The organism is Bradyrhizobium sp. 22 (assembly GCF_000482425.1).
Taxonomy (GTDB): Bacteria; Pseudomonadota; Alphaproteobacteria; order Rhizobiales; family Xanthobacteraceae; genus Bradyrhizobium; species Bradyrhizobium japonicum_B.
On the sequence record NZ_KI519399.1, the window covers coordinates 1,696,488 to 1,712,936 of the forward strand.

16 protein-coding genes are annotated in these 16,449 nt (G+C 66.0%); 11 read left to right on the plus strand and 5 right to left on the minus strand.

Translation table 11 applies throughout. The features are described 5' to 3' along the window. Positions 1-85 precede the first annotated feature (85 nt). Together aptA and K410_RS0109405 are read left to right on the plus strand one after the other, a co-directional pair. Positions 86-1,414: an omega-aminotransferase AptA gene (aptA, locus tag K410_RS0109400; RefSeq protein WP_049819979.1), complete on the plus strand. Its 1,329-nt coding sequence runs from the start codon at positions 86-88 to the stop codon at positions 1,412-1,414. 71 nt (positions 1,415-1,485) lie between these two features. Further along, complete coding sequence (locus K410_RS0109405; RefSeq protein ID WP_028134608.1) at positions 1,486-2,751, plus strand: D-amino acid dehydrogenase; 1,266 nt, start codon at positions 1,486-1,488, stop codon at positions 2,749-2,751. A gap of 180 nt (positions 2,752-2,931) precedes the next feature. On the opposite strand, the gene K410_RS0109410 is transcribed toward K410_RS0109405, so the two are convergent. Further along, entirely contained in the window at positions 2,932-3,504 is a 573-nt protein-coding gene (locus K410_RS0109410) for an SMI1/KNR4 family protein (protein WP_028134609.1), read from the minus strand. A 63-nt stretch (positions 3,505-3,567) separates the two neighbouring features. Further along, positions 3,568-4,212 carry a helix-turn-helix domain-containing protein gene (locus K410_RS0109415; protein ID WP_049819980.1) on the minus strand — a complete coding sequence of 215 codons (645 nt, stop codon included), beginning with the start codon at positions 4,210-4,212 and terminating at the stop codon, positions 3,568-3,570. Positions 4,213-4,391: 179 nt separating this feature from the next. On the opposite strand from K410_RS0109415, the gene K410_RS0109420 reads away from it, so the two are divergent. The 4 genes from K410_RS0109420 to K410_RS0109435 are packed head-to-tail and all read left to right on the plus strand — an operon-like array spanning position 4,392 to position 7,874. After that, the gene (locus tag K410_RS0109420) at positions 4,392-5,150 is read left to right on the plus strand and encodes an ABC transporter substrate-binding protein (RefSeq protein WP_028134611.1); all 759 of its coding nucleotides are present in this window, start codon (positions 4,392-4,394) and stop codon (positions 5,148-5,150) included. A 45-nt stretch (positions 5,151-5,195) separates the two neighbouring features. Next, positions 5,196-5,849 carry an amino acid ABC transporter permease gene (locus K410_RS0109425; RefSeq protein ID WP_028134612.1) on the plus strand — a complete coding sequence of 218 codons (654 nt, stop codon included), beginning with the start codon at positions 5,196-5,198 and terminating at the stop codon, positions 5,847-5,849. After that, positions 5,846-6,577 (plus strand): amino acid ABC transporter ATP-binding protein, encoded by a 732-nt coding sequence (locus tag K410_RS0109430; protein WP_028134613.1) that lies wholly within the window; start codon positions 5,846-5,848, stop codon positions 6,575-6,577. Before K410_RS0109425 ends, K410_RS0109430 begins: the two co-directional genes overlap by 4 nt. Before the next feature lie 13 nt (positions 6,578-6,590). Beyond that, positions 6,591-7,874, plus strand: a complete 1,284-nt coding sequence (locus tag K410_RS0109435; protein ID WP_028134614.1) for an NAD(P)/FAD-dependent oxidoreductase — start codon at positions 6,591-6,593, stop codon at positions 7,872-7,874. A gap of 2 nt (positions 7,875-7,876) precedes the next feature. Here the strand turns inward: K410_RS0109435 and K410_RS0109440 are convergent, their stop codons facing one another. Next, positions 7,877-9,466, minus strand: coding sequence for a gamma-glutamyltransferase family protein (locus K410_RS0109440; RefSeq protein ID WP_028134615.1), 1,590 nt, complete (start codon positions 9,464-9,466; stop codon positions 7,877-7,879). A 116-nt stretch (positions 9,467-9,582) separates the two neighbouring features. Here K410_RS0109440 and K410_RS0109445 point away from each other — a divergent pair, with 116 nt between their 5' ends. Beyond that, a complete protein-coding gene (locus K410_RS0109445) occupies positions 9,583-10,356 on the plus strand; it encodes an enoyl-CoA hydratase-related protein (protein ID WP_028134616.1) in 774 nt (257 codons plus the stop codon). Positions 10,357-10,551: 195 nt separating this feature from the next. On the opposite strand, the gene K410_RS40315 is transcribed toward K410_RS0109445, so the two are convergent. Next, positions 10,552-10,728 carry a hypothetical protein gene (locus tag K410_RS40315; RefSeq protein WP_196236005.1) on the minus strand — a complete coding sequence of 59 codons (177 nt, stop codon included), beginning with the start codon at positions 10,726-10,728 and terminating at the stop codon, positions 10,552-10,554. Positions 10,729-10,737: 9 nt separating this feature from the next. Continuing rightward, positions 10,738-10,971 carry a DUF6894 family protein gene (locus K410_RS0109455; RefSeq protein WP_028134617.1) on the minus strand — a complete coding sequence of 78 codons (234 nt, stop codon included), beginning with the start codon at positions 10,969-10,971 and terminating at the stop codon, positions 10,738-10,740. Between the two features lie 207 nt (positions 10,972-11,178). On the opposite strand from K410_RS0109455, the gene K410_RS0109460 reads away from it, so the two are divergent. From K410_RS0109460 to K410_RS0109475, 4 genes are all read left to right on the plus strand, one after another. Further along, positions 11,179-13,239 carry a PQQ-dependent sugar dehydrogenase gene (locus K410_RS0109460; protein WP_028134618.1) on the plus strand — a complete coding sequence of 687 codons (2,061 nt, stop codon included), beginning with the start codon at positions 11,179-11,181 and terminating at the stop codon, positions 13,237-13,239. Further along, positions 13,196-14,137 (plus strand): SMP-30/gluconolactonase/LRE family protein, encoded by a 942-nt coding sequence (locus K410_RS0109465; RefSeq protein WP_028134619.1) that lies wholly within the window; start codon positions 13,196-13,198, stop codon positions 14,135-14,137. Before K410_RS0109460 ends, K410_RS0109465 begins: the two co-directional genes overlap by 44 nt. A 140-nt stretch (positions 14,138-14,277) precedes the next feature. Beyond that, a complete protein-coding gene (locus K410_RS0109470) occupies positions 14,278-15,303 on the plus strand; it encodes a histone deacetylase family protein (protein ID WP_028134620.1) in 1,026 nt (341 codons plus the stop codon). A 195-nt stretch (positions 15,304-15,498) separates the two neighbouring features. After that, positions 15,499-16,449: a DUF6492 family protein gene (locus K410_RS0109475; protein WP_028134621.1), complete on the plus strand. Its 951-nt coding sequence runs from the start codon at positions 15,499-15,501 to the stop codon at positions 16,447-16,449.

Below are 16,449 nucleotides of genomic sequence, written 5' to 3' on the forward strand. Positions count from 1 at the left end.
TCAATGGCTTGCGGCGCACCAGAAAAGGACTTGTTGCGCATGCCAAGCCGTGCCTCTGCTATGAAGTCAGCAAAGGAGCGCGGCCGTGACCCTTCATCAGATTCCGAACACTATCAAGACCGACTCGTTCTGGATGCCGTTCACGGCCAACCGGCAGTTCAAGAAGGCGCCGCGCCTGTTCTCCTCGGCCGAGGGCATGCACTACACCACCGTCGACGGCCGCAAGGTGATCGACGGCTCCGCCGGCCTCTGGTGCGTCAATGCCGGCCACGGCCGCAAGCAGATCGCCGCCGCGGTCGAGCGCCAGCTGATGACGCTGGACTTCGCACCGTCGTTCCAGATGGGCCATCCGCTGGCCTTCGACTTCGCCGAGCGGCTCGCCGAGATCGCGCCTAAGGGCCTCGACCGCGTCTTCTTCACCAATTCCGGCTCCGAGTCGGTCGACACCGCGCTGAAGATCGCGCTCGCCTATCACCGCGCCACCGGCCAGGCCAGCCGCACCCGCCTGATCGGCCGCGAGCGCGGCTATCACGGCGTCGGCTTCGGCGGCACTTCGGTCGGCGGCATGGTCGCCAACCGCCGCGCCTTCACAACCCTGCTGCCGGGCGTCGACCACATCCGCCATACCCACGACCTCACCCGCAACGCCTTCGCCAAGGACCAGCCGGAGCATGGCGCCGAGCTCGCCGACGATCTCGAGCGTCTGGTCGCCCTGCATGGCGCCGAGACCATCGCCGCCGTCATCGTCGAGCCGGTGCCGGGCTCGACCGCGGTGCTGCCGCCGCCGAAGGGCTATCTGCAGCGCCTGCGCGAGATCTGCGACAAGCACGGCATCCTCTTGATCTTCGACGAGGTCATCACCGGCTTCGGCCGCCTCGGCACGCCGTTCGCCGCCAACTTCTTCGGCGTCACGCCGGACCTGATGACGACGGCCAAGGGCATCACCAACGGCACCATTCCCTGCGGCGCGGTGTTCGCGAGCCGCAAGGTGCACGACGGCATGATGGTCGGCCCGGAAAACATGATGGAGCTGTTCCACGGCTACACCTATTCGGCGCATCCGACCGCCTGCGCCGCCGGCATCGCGACGCTCGACATCTACAAGGACGAGGGGCTGCTGACGCGCGGTGCCTCGATCGCCGAATACTGGCGCGATGCGCTGCATTCGCTCAAGGGTCTGCCGAACGTCGTCGACATCCGCAATTGCGGCCTGATGGGCGCGGTCGAGCTGGCGCCGCGTGACGGTGTCGTCGGCGCACGGGGCTACGACGTCATGGTCGACTGCTTCAACACCGGCCTTTACCTGCGCATGAGCGGCGACTCGTTCGCGATGTCGCCGCCGCTCATCGTCGAGAAGAGCCATATCGACCAGATGGTCTCGATCCTCGGCGACGCCATCAAGAAGGTGGCCTGATAATTGCTCTCGCCGCTAGCGAGTTGTGTCCTTGCAGCGGCGAAAGTGATGCCGCGGGAGTTTGACCAAGCGTGAAAGTTCTGATCCTCGGCAGCGGTGTCATCGGTGTCACCTCTGCCTACTACCTCGCACGTGCCGGCCACGAGGTGACGGTCGTCGACCGTCAGCCCGAGCCGGCGCTGGAGACCTCCTTCGCCAATGCCGGCGAGGTGTCGCCCGGCTATTCCTCGCCCTGGGCCGGCCCCGGCGTGCCGGTGAAGGCGGTCAAGTGGCTGTTGATGAAGCACGGTCCGCTGGTGATCCGGCCGAAGCTCGATCCTGTCATGTGGGTCTGGCTGCTCAAGATGCTGCGCAACTGCACCAGCGCGCGCTACGCGGTCAACAAGAGCCGGATGATTCCGATCGCGGAATACAGCCGCGATTCCTTGCGCGATCTGCGCCGCGACATCGGCATTCAATATGACGAGCGCGCGCAAGGCACGCTGCAGCTGTTCCGCTACCAGGCGCAGCTCGATGGCACCGCCGAGGACATCGCCGTGCTCAAGCAATATGGCGTGCCGTTCGAGGTGCTGAGCCGCGAGGGCTGCATCGCGGTCGAGCCGGCGCTGGCAGGCGTCAAGGAGAAGTTTGTCGGCGGGCTGCGCCTGCCGCAGGACGAGACCGGCGACTGCCACATGTTCACGCAGGCGCTGGCCAAGCATGCCGAAGCGCTCGGCGTGCGCTTCCTGTTCAACACCTCGATCGACCGCATCGTCACCGAGGGTGCCCGCGTCAGCGGCGTTGCGACCAGCGCCGGGCTGTTGCAGGCCGACGCCTACGTGCTTGCGCTCGGCAGCTGGTCGTCGCGGCTCGCAGCGCCGCTCGGCATCTCGCTGCCGGTCTATCCGGTGAAGGGCTATTCGATCACGGTGCCGATCAAGGACGCCTCCGGCGCGCCGGAATCGACCGTGATGGACGAAAGCTATAAGGTCGCGATTACGCGATTGGGCGATCGCATCCGCGTCGGCGGCACCGCGGAAATCTCCGGCTATTCGGACAAGCTCTACGATGCGCGCCGCGCCACGCTGGATCATTCGCTGACCGACCTGTTCCCGCGCGGCGGCGATCTCGCCAAGGCGACATTCTGGAGCGGCCTGCGCCCGATGACGCCGGACGGCCCGCCCGTGATCGGCCGGACGCATTACGCCAATCTCCACCTCAACACCGGCCACGGCACGCTCGGCTGGACCATGTCCTGCGGCTCAGGCCGCGTGCTCGCCGACATGCTGTCGGGCAAGAAGCCGGACATCGACGTCAGTGCGCTGTCGGTGGAGCGGTACAAGCACCGGTTCGGGTAAGGCGCTCTCTCTCTTCGTCATTGCGAGGAGCCCTTGCGACGAAGCAATCCAGACTGCATCCGCCGCAAGACTCTGGATTGCTTCGCTGCGCTCGCAATGACGGCGCGGAAGCGTGGCGCTCCAACTTCATCACCGTCACCCTGAGGTGCGCAACGCGCGCCTTCGGATGACGGGGCGCGCTCAGAAATCCGTCTGTTCACGGCCCTCGCGACGGGCGGAGAGAATCCGAGTGATGTGGCCGGAATCGCCGTACATGGCGTCCCGCAGATTGACGCCGGATGCCCACGATCTGATCCAATCTTCGAAGCGGGGTGATTCCGCGAAGAACGCGTCGGTCCAACCATCTCCATCGTGAACGTTGGGATCGAAAATTCGCATCCGGAAATCCGGGTCGTAACAATCGATGCACGAGTAGATGGCGCATCCCCAATGGCAGATCGGCAGAAGGCCGTCCGGCCAAGCCAGCTCCGGATCGCTCCGAAACAGATCGTAGATCGCGATAGCGGTCTTACCGGTATCGTCGGGAACGCCGTTGGTCAGTCCGATCAACCCGTATCCCGGGCCAAAACCTCCATTGCCAACATCTGCATACATTCGCTTTAAGAGGGGTGGCAGCCGGAAACGAAGATGCTCTTCATCGGACGCAATATCGCCCTCCTTGGCGGGGATCAGTCTTGTGCGCGGAAGTAGGCCCAGATCGGTGGGCTTTGTCTTCAACCGACGCCGGATCGCAGCGATGATAAGATCATCCATCGACGGGGCCCTTCGTCCTGAAGAATGCGTTCACATCATGCCAGCAGACGGCATTTGGCGATACTACCCCGCTCCCGTCACGCAATTCACCCATAGCACGACGGACTTCGCATCCTGCGCCGGGTTCGAGAACCGGTGCGGTCGTCGGCTGGCAAATCTAAAGCTGTCCCCTCGCTTCAGCGACCAGGTCTCGCTATCGACCGTCAGCAGCATCTCGCCGTCGAGCACGAGCCCGGCTTCCTCGCCGTCATGGGTGTAGAGCTCGTCGCCGGTGGAGCCGCCGGGCTCAAGATGCACCAGGAACAGGTTGAGCTTGCTGTCGGCGCTCGCCGGGCTGAGCAGCTGCTTCGACACGCCGGTGCGCCACAGCTTCAGCTCCGGGCGCTGCTGCCCGCGCGTCACCACCTGGTCGGAGGCGCCGTCGGCGCTCGGGCTGGCGCCGAACAATGCGGCGATGCCGACGCCGAGCACGTCGGCGAGCGTGGCCAGCACGCGCAGCGACGGCGAGGACAGGCCGCGCTCGATCTGGCTGAGGAAGCCGATCGACAGCTCGGTGCGCGCCGCGACCGTCTCCAGCGAGAATTGCCGGACGCGCCTGAGATCCCGGATGCGGCGGCCGACCGCGACGTCCATCGCGGGCTCCGCCGGTTTGGTCACGGCCTTGGACTTCGCCCGCTTCGCCGGCTTCTTAGCGGCCGGTTTGCGCATTCTTGTGCCACCGCTCACGTCAAACCGCTTCCTTCATGTGCATGAAAACCGCTTGCATCATCAGCGAAAGTGTGACCAAATTTTCATATTGGTGAAAATAGGCCGAAACGGCGCGGCCCGCAACGTCTGATCACGACATGCGCGAGCGCCGCCACCGGCCGGGTCCAAAGGGGGATGCGATGAAGCGTTTTGGTCTGGCCGCGATCGCGGCACTCGCACTTGCCACCGTCGTGCCGGCTTCGGCGCAACAGGTGCTGAAGGTCGGCTCGACGCCGACGGGCGTTCCCTTCACCTTCCTCGACACCAAGACCAACACCATCCAGGGCATCATGGTTGATCTCATCACCGAGGTCGGCAAGGACGCCGGCTTCAACGTGCAGATCGAGCCGATGCAGTTCTCGGCGCTGATCCCGTCGCTGACCTCGAGCAAGATCGACATCATTGCCGCCGCGATGTTCATCACGCCGCCGCGCAAGGAGGTCGTCGATTTCTCCGACCCGATCTACAGCTATGGCGAGGGCCTCGTGGTGCCGAAGACCGACACCAAGGCTTACGCCACGCAGGACGACCTGAAAGGCGCGACGGTGGGCGCCCAGGTCGGCACCGCCTTCGTCGATGCGCTGAAGAAGACCGGCCTGTTCGCCGAGGTGAAGGCCTACGACACCATTCCCGACATCCTGCGCGACGTGAACACCGGCCGCCTCAAGGCCGGCTACGCCGATTATCCGATCCTCGCCTACAATCTGAAGCAGGGCGGTTTCCCCGAGGTGCGGCTGGTCGACGGCTACAAGCCGGTCACGGTCGGCTCGGTCGGCATCGGTGTCCGCAAGGGCGAAGCCGCGCTGCTCGGCAAGATCAACGCTTCGCTGGCGAAGCTGAAGGCCAACGGCACCATCGAGAAGATCCTGGATAAATGGGGCCTGAAGGCCCAGGGCTGATCAAGCGGTGCTGATCACTAGCGACGGATCGATGAAGGCTGCGCGATGAAAGGCTTCTGGCACGACGCCGCCGAGTTCTTCCCGATCCTGATGAGCGGCGTCGCGCTGACGATCCTCGTCACGATCGGCTCGCTGCTGCTCTCGACGGTGCTTGGCCTCGTCTGGGCGATGATGCGGGTCTCCGGCATCAAGCCGCTGTCGATGCTCAGCGCCAGCCTGATCAACGTGATCCGCGGCATCCCGATCATCGTGCTGCTGTTCTATCTCTACTTCGTGATGCCCGAACTCGGCGTCACGCTGTCGGCCTTGCAGGCCGCGATCCTGGGGCTCGGCATCGCCTATTCGGCCTACCAGGCGGAAAACTTCCGCGCCGGAATCGAGGCGATCGACAAGGGTCAGATCGAGGCGGCGCAGTCGATCGGCATGGGCTGGTGGCTCACCATGCGCCGCGTGGTGCTGCCGCAGGCGGTGCGCATCGTGCTGCCGCCCTACGGCAACGTCATGATCATGATGCTGAAGGACTCCTCGCAGGCGTCCACCATCACGGTCGCGGAGCTCGCGCTGCAGGGCAAGCTGATCGCGTCCTCGACCTTCAAGAACACCAGCGTGTTCACGCTGGTGGCGCTGATGTATCTCACCATGAGCATTCCGCTGATCCTCCTGGTCCGTCACTTCGAGAAGCGGGCCGGCAAGCGATGATCGAGTTGAACGACGTCCACAAGAGCTTCGGCAAGGTCGAGGTGCTCAAGGGCATCACGGCCTCCGTCGAGAAGGGCGAGGTGGTCTGCATCGTCGGCCCCTCCGGCTCCGGCAAGTCCACCATCCTGCGCTGCATCAACGGGCTGGAAAGCTACGATCGCGGCGACATCAGCATCGAGGGCCTCAAGGTCGACCGCGATGCGCCCTCGATCGTGAACATCCGCACCCAGGTCTCGATGGTGTTCCAGCGCTTCAACCTGTTCCCGCATCGCACCGCGCTTGAGAACGTGATCGAGGGACCGCTGTTCGTGAAGAAGGAGCCGTGGGCCCAGGCGCTGGAGCGCGGCCGCGCCCTGCTCGCCCAGGTCGGCCTCGCCGAGAAGGCCGACGCGCATCCGCCGCAGCTCTCCGGCGGTCAGCAGCAGCGCGTCGCGATCGCGCGGGCGCTCGCGATGCAGCCCAAGGCCATCCTGTTCGACGAGCCGACCTCGGCGCTCGACCCTGAACTGGTCGGCGACGTGCTCGGCGTGATGCGCAAGCTCGCCGACGACGGCATGACCATGGTCGTCGTCACCCACGAGATGGGCTTTGCCCGCGATGTTGCCGACCGCGTGCTGTTCATCGACGGCGGCGTCATCGTCGAGCAGGGGCCGGCCAAGGCGCTGCTCAACCAACCCCAGCATCCGCGCACGCAGGATTTTCTCCGCCGCGTGCTGCATCCGCTCTGACCGGTCTTTCGCCATGTCGCGCCTGCCTTTGCCGCCCTCGCTCTATGCCGACACCGCGGTCGCGCCGGTGCCAACGCCGCCGCTCGATGTCGATAGGAATGTCTCTGTCGCGATCGTCGGCGGCGGCTACACCGGCCTGTCCACCGCGCTGCACCTGGCCGAGCAGGGCGTCGAGGCTCTGGTGCTGGAGGCGCAGGAGCCGGGTTGGGGCGCGTCCGGCAACAATGGCGGTCACACCAATCCCGGGTTGAAGCACGATCCCGATCAGATCGAGGCCGATTTCGGCCCTGAGCTCGGCCGCCGCATGATCGAGTTTGCCTACGGCACCACGGACTTCACCCATGATCTGATCCGCCGCTACCAGATCCCGTGCGAGGCCCGGCAGAACGGCACGCTTCGCGCGGCGTACAACGAGGCGAGCGCCGCCGCCATCGAGAAAACCGCGCAGCAATGCATCCGCCGCGGCATGCCGGTGTCGTATCTCAACCGCGAGCAACTCCGCGCGATGACTGGCACCGACCGCTACATCGGCGCCATGCTGGATACGCGCGGCGGCGATCTGCATCCCCTGAGCTACGCCCGCGGCCTCGCGCGCGCCGCGATCTCGGCCGGCGCGAAGGTGCATGGCGAGACGCCGGTGCTGTCGCTGCGCCGCGAGGGCAGCCGCTGGCGCATCGAGACGCCGCGGGCAATCGTGCATGCCGACAAGGTGCTGCTCGCCACCAACGGTTTCACCGGGGATCTCTGGCCGGCGCTCCGCCGCACCATCGTGCCGGTGTTCTCCTCGATCGCCGCCACCGCACCGCTCTCCGATGCGGTGGCACGCTCGATCATGCCAACCCGTCCGGTGCTCTACGAGAGCGGCCACATCACGGTCTATTACCGCATCGATCAGGACAATCGTCTCCTGATGGGCGGCCGCGGCCCGATGCGCTGGATCAAGTCGCCGTACGATGTCGCCTATCTCATGCGTTATGCGGAAAGACTATGGCCGCAGCTCAAGGGCGTTGCCTGGACCCACGGCTGGAACAGCCGGCTCGCCATCACTGGGGATCACTACCCTCATGTACATGAGCCGGCCGAGAGCGTCCTGATCTCGCTCGGCTGCAACGGCCGCGGCGTTGCGCTCGCGACCGCGATGGGCGCCCAACTCGCGCGCCGTCTGATCGGCGGCATCAAGGCCGAGATCGACATGCCGATCACGGGCATCAAGCCGATTCCGATGCATGCGTTCTGGCCAGTGGGTGTGACGACCGCCGTGATCACGGGTCGGGTGCGCGACCGGCTGGGAATTTAGCCTCAGCCCTCCGCCACCGCATCGGCCCACGGCTGGAAGATCTCGACCGCGCCGAAATTCGTGTCGCCCTCGCGCATCACCACGCTTGGGCAGGCGAATTTCTGCGGCAGTGTCTGCACCTGGCACTCTTCATAGTCGAAGCGTGCAGCCAGCACTTTGCGCACCTCCGCCGGCAGGCGGGCATCGCCGATCACCACCACGCCCTCGCTGGCGTCGATGCGCGGCTGATGGATGGCGGCGTCGAGATCCATGCCGTAATCCATCGCGAACGAGACGAGCTGCAGCACCGACGGCAGGATGCGGCGGCCGCCGGATGCGCCGACCGCGAGGCGCTTGCCGTCCCTGGTCTCGGCGATGACGGGCGTGTAGTTGCAGAGGCAGCGCTTGCCAGGCGCGAGCGAGTTGGTGGTGCCGGGCGTCGGATCGAACCACATGATGCCGTTGTTCATGGCGATGCCGGTGTGCGGCGTCACATATCGCGAGCCGAAGGACGAGAGCAGCGTCTGCGTCACCGCGGCGATGTTGCCGTCGCGGTCGACCACGGAGAAATGCGTGGTGCAGGCCGGCGCCAGATATTCGGCGCCGAGCGAGCGTTTGCCGTCGGCATCGCCCATGTCCTTGAGCCGCTCGCGGAAGGCCGCCTGCAGAGCGAGTGCATATTCGGCATAGGCGGCCGCGTCCGGCGCGCCTGCCGGCGTCAGGCTCTGCTGCAACAGGCGCAGCGCGTGCGCCATGGTGGGCCCGGCCGTGAGCTCGGGCGTCGCATACACCTTGCCGCCGCGATACGGGATCGCCAGCGGCTCGCGCATATGCGCGCGGAAGGCGGCGAGGTCCTCGACCGACAGCGAACCGCCGTCGGCCTTGATGTCGGAGGCGATGCTCCGGGCGAGATCGCCTTGGTAGAAATCGCGCGGGCCGGTCTCGGCGAGATGCGACAGCGTCGCCTTCAGCGTGGCCTGCGGCAGCCGCGTCTCGGCCTTGATGCCCCAGGGCGCGGTCGGCGGCAGGCCGTCCTTCAGGAACGCCGCCGCGCTGGCGGGATAGCGCCTGAGATCGGCGGCCGAGCCCGAGATCGTCACCGTGGTCCACCAATCGACCAGCAGGCCTTCGCCGGCAAGCGCGGCTGCCGGCACCACCAGATCCTTCCACGGCATTTTGGCGTAGCGGCGATGCGCCTCTTCCATCCCGGCGACGACGCCGGGCACGGCGATCGAACCGGGACCGTGGATGTTGCGATCGTCCTTCACCCGCGGCCAGGGGAAGAGATCGGACGCAGCGCCTTCGCCGCTGAGCGGATAGTCGGCGACGCGCAGGCTCTGCGGCGCGCACATGCCGTAATCAATCACCTCATGGCGATTTTCCTTGGCGCGGAAGAGCACCATCGCACCACCGCCGCCGATGCCGCTGTTCCAGGGCTCCAGCACGTTCAGCGCCATGGTTGTGGCCACGACCGCGTCCACGCAGTCGCCGCCCGCCGCCAGCACCTGCGCCCCGACTTCGGCCGCCCGCCGCGATTGCGAGGCGACGATGCCGCCCTTGGACGTGACGGCGGGTTTGCGGACGGTTTGGTTGAGGCTGAACTGATGAGGCATGATGTCGTCTTGATGTTCTATGCTGGCTTCGCTGCGGCTGACTTGCTCCGCGATTGGCGAAGCCCGCGGACAATGGCACATTGCGGCCAACGAGAACATCCAAAGGGAGGCGCGACATGGCTGGTGTGAAACGGGCGCGGGATGGCGCGGTCGGAATCCTGACGCTCGACGAGCCGGCGAGCCTGAATGCGATGACGCCGGATCTGCTCGGCGCGCTCGCCGCCGCCATCGGCGAGATGTCGCAGGACGAGACTATTCGGGCCCTGGTCCTGACCGGCGCGGGACGCGGCTTCTGCTCGGGACAGAACCTGAAGGCTTCGGAGGCGCTGGGCGAAGATATCGCGGCCGGCGTCATGCGTTTCTACTGGCCGGCCTTCAAGGCGCTCCGCGAGTGCCGCGTGCCCGTCGTCGTCGCCGTGAACGGGGTGGCGGCCGGCGGCGGCTTCAGCCTCGCCATGGCCGGCGACATCATCGTCGCGGCGCGGTCGGCCAGCTTCATCCAGGTGTTCAGCCGCATCGCGCTGGTGCCGGATCTCGGCTCGACCTGGCTGCTGCCGCGGCTGATCGGCCGGCAGCGCGCGCTCGAGCTGATGCTGCTGAACGAGCCGCTGACGGCAGAGCATGCCCAGGAGATCGGCCTGGTGCGCCAGGTCGTCGACGACGCGAAGCTGATGGACGAGGCGCTTGGCCTGGCCCGCCGCCTCGCCGAGGGCCCGACGCGCGCTTTGGTCGCAACCCGCCTGCTGGTCGAGGAGAGCGAGCATGCGACCTACGAGGCGCAATTCCGCCGCGAGATCGAGCTTCAGGCCGAAATCCGCAAGAGCGCGGATGCGATCGAAGGCCGCAATGCCTTCGTCGAGAAGCGCAAGGCGAGGTTTACGGGCAGGTAGGGCAGGAGCGCGCTTGTCCCCCAGCCGTCATGGCCCGGGCTCATCCCGCCTGCGCGGCCGAAGCCGCTTCGGCGAGGCGAAGGCCCGGGCATCCACGTCTTCGTGTCCGCGTCTCCAGAACGTAGATGGCCGGGACAAGCCCGGCCATGACGAAGGAGAGACGGAGACTAACGAGAAGCAGCGGAGACCGCAGCGTCACAGCCCGCGGTTCAGCCGGCTGGCCTGATATTTGGCGCGCCATTTCGGGCCGGGCCCGCGCATATAGTGGAGCTCGGGGCGGTAGGGGTCGCCGGCGACCCTGACCAGCGTCTGCCATTTGGCGACGACGAAGCTCAGGGGGTGGCGAAGCAGGCTCAGGGAGGCGATCAGCATGGCATCACCTCAATGCGGCTTGCCGAGCATGGCGGTGAAGGGGAGATCGAAAATCTCCTCGCCGTCATCGTCGCTGACATGGATCACCCAGTCGCGCCAGTCTTCGTTGCTCGGCGTCAGGATCATCGACCGCATGATCTGAGAGGCATGGTCGCGCGCCTCGGTGAGATTGGAGACGGCGGCGCCGTAGCGGTCGATCAGCGTGCCCTCGGTGTTGGAGCAGTGAAAATAGACCTGGACCATATGCGCCTCCTGGCGGAGCAACTAGGATGGCAAAGCGATACCACCTGACGCCTTCGCGAAACATTCGGGTCGATTCCGGTGAGGGAATCTACGGAGATTGGTCGTCACGAAGATCGTTACAGGTTTAATCACAGGCGAGTGATGTTGGGCTGGACCGCGTTTCCGCGTCATGGAACAGGTTTTCGGCGGAAAGTCTGGGAGGCCGCCGTGAGCTATTTCACATCTGGGAGGCTGCGCGCATGTGCGTGGGCGCTTGCTGTCGTGCTCGGGCTCATTTCGGTGGCGTCGTCGGAGCCGCTCCGCCGCAGCGGCTATGCGATCGGCGCGGATAGCTGCGGCAACGGCGATCTCGCTTTCCCCAGCATCCAGATCGACATGATGGCCGGATTTTGCGCCGGGCTCGTCGCCAGCGAGGAGGATCGCCTCAAGTTTCCGCGGTCGATCGTCCAGGTTCCGGGCCGCGATCTGTTCGTGGTGGCCGACATGGGCGGCTGGGGCCACAGCGACGGACGGCTGCTGCTGCTCGATCCGCGCGCGCCACAGGGCGGGCGGCTCAAGGAGCTTCTCGCGGGAATCGAATATCCGTTCGGCCTCGCGATCGGTCCGGACAAGAAGCTCTACGCCTCCACCACTGATGCGATCTTCCGGTTCGATCCGCTCGCCGACAATCCGCGCGGCACGGTCGAAACCATCATCCGTCACTTGCCCGGCCGCCGGATCAAATTGCCCGACGGCATCAGGCTCGAGGAGAGCGCGCACCCGCTCAAGCCGTTCGTCTTCGACAGGAACGGGCGGCTGTTCGTCAGTGTCGGCTCGCACAGCGACGATTGCATCACGCCGGCTCCGATCACAAAACCTTGCGCGGCGGCCGAGGGCGCTGCGGCCCTGGCCTCGATCTGGCTGTTCGCGCCGCCCGCGGGCGGCGTCTTCCCGGCGCTGAATCCCGGCGATCCCGATCCGCCGCACACCGTCTATGCGCGCGGCCTGCGCAACTCGATGGCGCTGGCGCTGCATCCGAATTTCCCTGATGCCGGCTACGCCTTCCTGCAGGGCGAGAACAGCCGCGACCTGCCCGATATCTTCAAGCCGAACGAGGAGATCAACGCGATTGTGCAGGGCGGGCATTATGGCTGGCCCTATTGCTACGACCTGTCGACGCCGAGCCCTGAATTCAGAACCGTGCTGCAATCCGGGCCCTACAAGTCGTTTTGCACGGCAGGCGCGCTCTACAAGCCGCCGTTCACGCTGCTGCCGCCGCACGGCGCGCCGCTCGCGATGCTGTATTATCGCGGCGGCAAATTCCCGGAGCTGGAGGGCAAGCTGCTGGTCGGCCTGCACGGCTATCGCCCGACCGGCAGCCGCGTTCTCGTCTACGACGTCGACGACCGCGGTTTCCCGAGGCCAAGCCCGGCACCGGTGCGCTATCACGTCAGCTGTGCGGCCGAGCCGACGCGCAGCTTTCAGACCGAGGCCGGCGACGTCGCCGCCGCGCCGTTTGGCGAGCTGATCGCGGGCTGGCACCGCGTCAACGGCGCGCGGCCGCAAGGCGCGCCGGTCGGCATGACGGTCGCGGAGGACGGCGCGATCTGGCTGGTCGAGGACAAGAACCGCAGCGTGATCCGCATCGATCGTGCCGCGGGCGGTCCGCCGCCACCGCTGCCATGCGACACGCGCAGCGAGGCGATGATCGACCAGCTTGCGGCCTTCGTCGCCCGGGACGCGCAGAACAGCGCCCGGCTGACCACGCTGCGCAAAGGCCTCATCGAGCGGCACTGTGTCGGCTGTCATTCGGATTTCGGCTTGAAGCCGGGTCAACCGGAGGCGGAGAAGGACGGCGCTGTGCTCCGCTTCATGCTCGCGCAGGACGGCTGGATCTATCCGGGCGACCCCGCGTCCGGCAGGCTGCGCACGCGCCTGCGCGGCATCGGCGCCGAGAAGCTGATGCCGCCGGGCGGCGAGAGCCTGCCGAAGACCGAACCCGGCTATGGGCGCCTGCTCGACATCATGGACCTGCTCGTTGCGAAGATGGTTCCGGGCACGCGGATGCGGATCAAGCCCGGCCCGCCGCAGCGCAAGTTCTTTGGCAAGACCGGCAAGGAATGCGGCGAAATACCGGCTGGGAAGGTCGTTGTCGTGACACAAAGCAGCGCTGTAGACAAACCCGGCTTCAGCCGATTCTTCCGGCCGGCCGACCCTTACCTGAACGGCGAGTGCACCGACGGCGATGGCTATTACATCCGGCAGGAATTTCTGGTGCCTGTGCAGTAGCGTCCTCCTCGCCGTTGCGACGGCTTCCGCGCAAGCGGAGACGAAGCTGTTCGAAAGCGCGCAGGTGACGCCCGCCGGCGAATACACCTTCGGCATCGAGGGCCCCGCGGCGGACCTCGACGGCAATCTGTTCGTGGTCAATCTCGGCAAGCCCGGCACCATCGGCAGGCTGCCTGCGGGCAGTACGGCGTCGGAGCCGTTCACGGCGCTGCCCGAGGGCAGCGTCGGCAACGCCATCCGCTTCGATCGCAGCGGCACCATGTTCATCGCCGACTACAAGAAGCACAACATCTTCGCGATCCCGAAGGGGACGACCGCGCCCGCCGTCTGGTTTCACTCCGACGAGATGAACCAGCCCAACGACATCACGATCGCCCGCGACGGCACGATCTATGCGAGCGATCCGAACTGGAAGGGCAGGGAAGGTCACATCTGGCGGATCGCAAAGGCCGCCGACGGTACGGTGCAGGGACAGCCGATGACGTCACCGCGCGCGATGGGCACCACCAACGGCATCGATCTCAGCCCCGACGGCAAGACGCTCTATGTCGGGGAATCCAGCAACGGCCAGATCTGGTCCTATGCCATCAACGGCACCGAGCTGACGGCGGCAAAGCTGATCAAGACATTCCAGCCCGACACCGTCGACGGCTTGCGCACCGATATTGCCGGCCGTCTCTATGTCGCCCGCATCCTCAAGGGTACGGTCGCGCTGCTGAAGCCCAATGGTGCGGTCGAGCGCGAGATCGCACTCAAGGCCAAGGAGCCGACCAACCTCGCCTTCGGCGGCAGCGACGGCAAGACCGTCTTCGTCACCCAGCGTCAGGGCGGCTTCATCGAGTCCTTCCGCACCGACCAGCAGGGCCGCGAGCACTGCCTGCAGCGCGGGCGCTGCTGAGAGCGAGCCGCCTGAGGACGGTCTGCTTCCATCAGTAGAACGGCGGCGCCCTGCGGCATTCTTCTTGCTTGCATCTGGCCGCCGCGGGGATCAAGACTTTCGTGGCACGTCGAGAGAATCTGCGACCACGGAGTGTTTGAGTGAAAGCCGTCCATACCGAACTGCACCGCAGCCACGATCCGCAATTCTTCCTGGTTCGAGGCGTCGTCAAGCGCACCACCGAGCAGCCGGAGCGCGCCGACCGCTTGCTCAAGGGGTTGCAGGACGGCAAGCACCAGCTGGTCGAGCCGACCACTTTCGGGCAGGGGCCTCGCGCGCGGGTTCACAGCCCGGAATATCTGTCGTTCCTGAGCGAAGCCTGGGACGCCTGGACCGCGCTCGGCGATTCCGGCCCGGAGATGATCGGCAACATCCACCCGGTGCGACATGCCGCGACCTATCCGACCCACATCGTCGGCAAGCTCGGCTGGCACACCGCCGACACCGCGGCGCCGATCGGCCCGGGCACCTGGGCCGCGGCCTGTGCCGCAACCGACGTGGCGGTCACCGCCGCGCAGATGGTGATGGACGGTGAGGACGCAACCTATGCGCTGTGCCGTCCGCCCGGTCACCACGCCTATCGCGACATGGCCGGCGGCTTCTGCTTCCTCAACAACAGCGCGATTGCCGCAGGCCATCTGCGGCAGAAGCACGAGCGCGTCGTCATCCTCGACGTCGACGTCCATCACGGCAACGGCACGCAGGGCATTTTCTACGCGCGGCCGGACGTCTACACGGTGTCGATCCACGCCGATCCCATCGCGTATTATCCCTATGTGTGGGGCTACGCGCACGAGCGGGGCGAAGGTCCGGGCCTCGGCACCAATCTCAACATTCCGCTTCCGATCGGCACCGGCGATGACGGCTACATGCAGGCGATGGAGCTCGCACGCAAGGCGATCGAATCCTTCGCCCCCGGCGCGCTCGTCATCGCGCTCGGTCTCGATGCATCCGAACACGATCCGCTGAAGGGACTGGCCGTCACCACGCCGGGCTTCCGCCGCATCGGCCAGGCCATCGCCAGGATGGGCCTGCCGACCGTGTTCGTCCAGGAGGGCGGTTATCTCTCGGATATTCTGGGTGCGAACCTGACCTCGGTGCTGGCCGGCTTCGAAGAGGCGAGGTGAGGTCTCTTCACCTCGTCGGGTCGGTCGTCATGCCCGGGGCTTGTCCCGGGCACGCGCCGCCGCGAGCGACGAACGCTCAACCCGCTTCAGCTCGAGACCTGTGCTTGTTTCGCTTTACCTTGATTCGAATCGTGAGTTTCCCCCGTCTTCCGGCGCGGCTATGAGTGCGGCCTGATGGCCATTTGAGCGCGCTCCATGCATTCCGTTGCCCTGCTGACCGCCAGCTATGCCAAGGATATCGAACGCTTCTCGCTGCTCAGCGAGAGCATCGACACCTGGCTGACGGGATACACGCGGCATTATGTTCTCGTTAACGATGAGGACGTGCCGCTGTTCGAGCGCTTCGCCTCGGACAAGCGGGTCATCGTTCCGGCCTCGCGCTACCTGCCGAAATGGCTGTTCGCGCTGCCGCCGGCGCTTCAGTTCATCAGCAAGCGGCGGGTCTGGCTGTCGCTGCTGTCGTCGCCGGTGCACGGCTGGCACATCCAGCAGATCCTGAAGATCGCCGGCGTTCTCAACGCGCCCGAGCAGCGCGTCTGCATCCTGGATTCGGACAATCTGTTCTTCCGCGAATTCGACGTTGGCCAATATGCCGGCGCTGAGAAGACGCCGCTGTTCGTCACGCCGAAGGACATCGGCGCCGACCACCCGCTGCATGGGCTGTGGCTGCGGACGGTCGATCAGCTTCTCGGCATCAAGGACCGCTCCTTTCCCGCCGACGATTATGTCGGCAATGCCTTGGTCTGGGACAAGGACACCGCGCGCGCGATGACCGCCGCCATCAAATCGGCGACCGGGCTGAGCTGGGTCCTGGCGCTGTGCCGGAAGAAGAAGTTCTCGGAATATCTGATGTACGGCCATTTCGTCGCGAGCTCGCCCGCGCATCTGGCCAATCACCGGGTCACGGAAGACAGCATCGCGGTCTCGCATTGGGACGACACGCCGCTCGACCGTCCCGCCATCGAAGCCATGATGCGCGCCGCTTCGCCCGAGCAGGTCGCGCTCTGCATCCAGTCCTATTCGTCGACCTCGGTCGACGACATCCGCGAAGTGTTCCGCCTCTCGTCGCGCGATCGCCGGGCTCCGGGCCTTGCACCGGATCACATCGACGAGGCGGCCGCCTTCGTCGCGCCGAAGACGCGCTGA

Coding starts and splice junctions, on each gene's coding strand:
- K410_RS0109410 (WP_028134609.1), bottom strand. CDS start 3,504: ATGGATGATCTTATCATCGCTGCGATCCGGCGTCGGTTGAAGACAAAG.
- K410_RS0109415 (WP_049819980.1), bottom strand. CDS start 4,212: ATGCGCAAACCGGCCGCTAAGAAGCCGGCGAAGCGGGCGAAGTCCAAG.
- K410_RS0109420 (WP_028134611.1), top strand. CDS start 4,392: ATGAAGCGTTTTGGTCTGGCCGCGATCGCGGCACTCGCACTTGCCACC.
- K410_RS0109425 (WP_028134612.1), top strand. CDS start 5,196: ATGAAAGGCTTCTGGCACGACGCCGCCGAGTTCTTCCCGATCCTGATG.
- K410_RS0109430 (WP_028134613.1), top strand. CDS start 5,846: ATGATCGAGTTGAACGACGTCCACAAGAGCTTCGGCAAGGTCGAGGTG.
- K410_RS0109435 (WP_028134614.1), top strand. CDS start 6,591: ATGTCGCGCCTGCCTTTGCCGCCCTCGCTCTATGCCGACACCGCGGTC.
- K410_RS0109440 (WP_028134615.1), bottom strand. CDS start 9,466: ATGCCTCATCAGTTCAGCCTCAACCAAACCGTCCGCAAACCCGCCGTC.
- K410_RS0109445 (WP_028134616.1), top strand. CDS start 9,583: ATGGCTGGTGTGAAACGGGCGCGGGATGGCGCGGTCGGAATCCTGACG.
- K410_RS40315 (WP_196236005.1), bottom strand. CDS start 10,728: ATGCTGATCGCCTCCCTGAGCCTGCTTCGCCACCCCCTGAGCTTCGTC.
- K410_RS0109455 (WP_028134617.1), bottom strand. CDS start 10,971: ATGGTCCAGGTCTATTTTCACTGCTCCAACACCGAGGGCACGCTGATC.
- K410_RS0109465 (WP_028134619.1), top strand. CDS start 13,196: ATGGCTATTACATCCGGCAGGAATTTCTGGTGCCTGTGCAGTAGCGTC.
- K410_RS0109475 (WP_028134621.1), top strand. CDS start 15,499: ATGCATTCCGTTGCCCTGCTGACCGCCAGCTATGCCAAGGATATCGAA.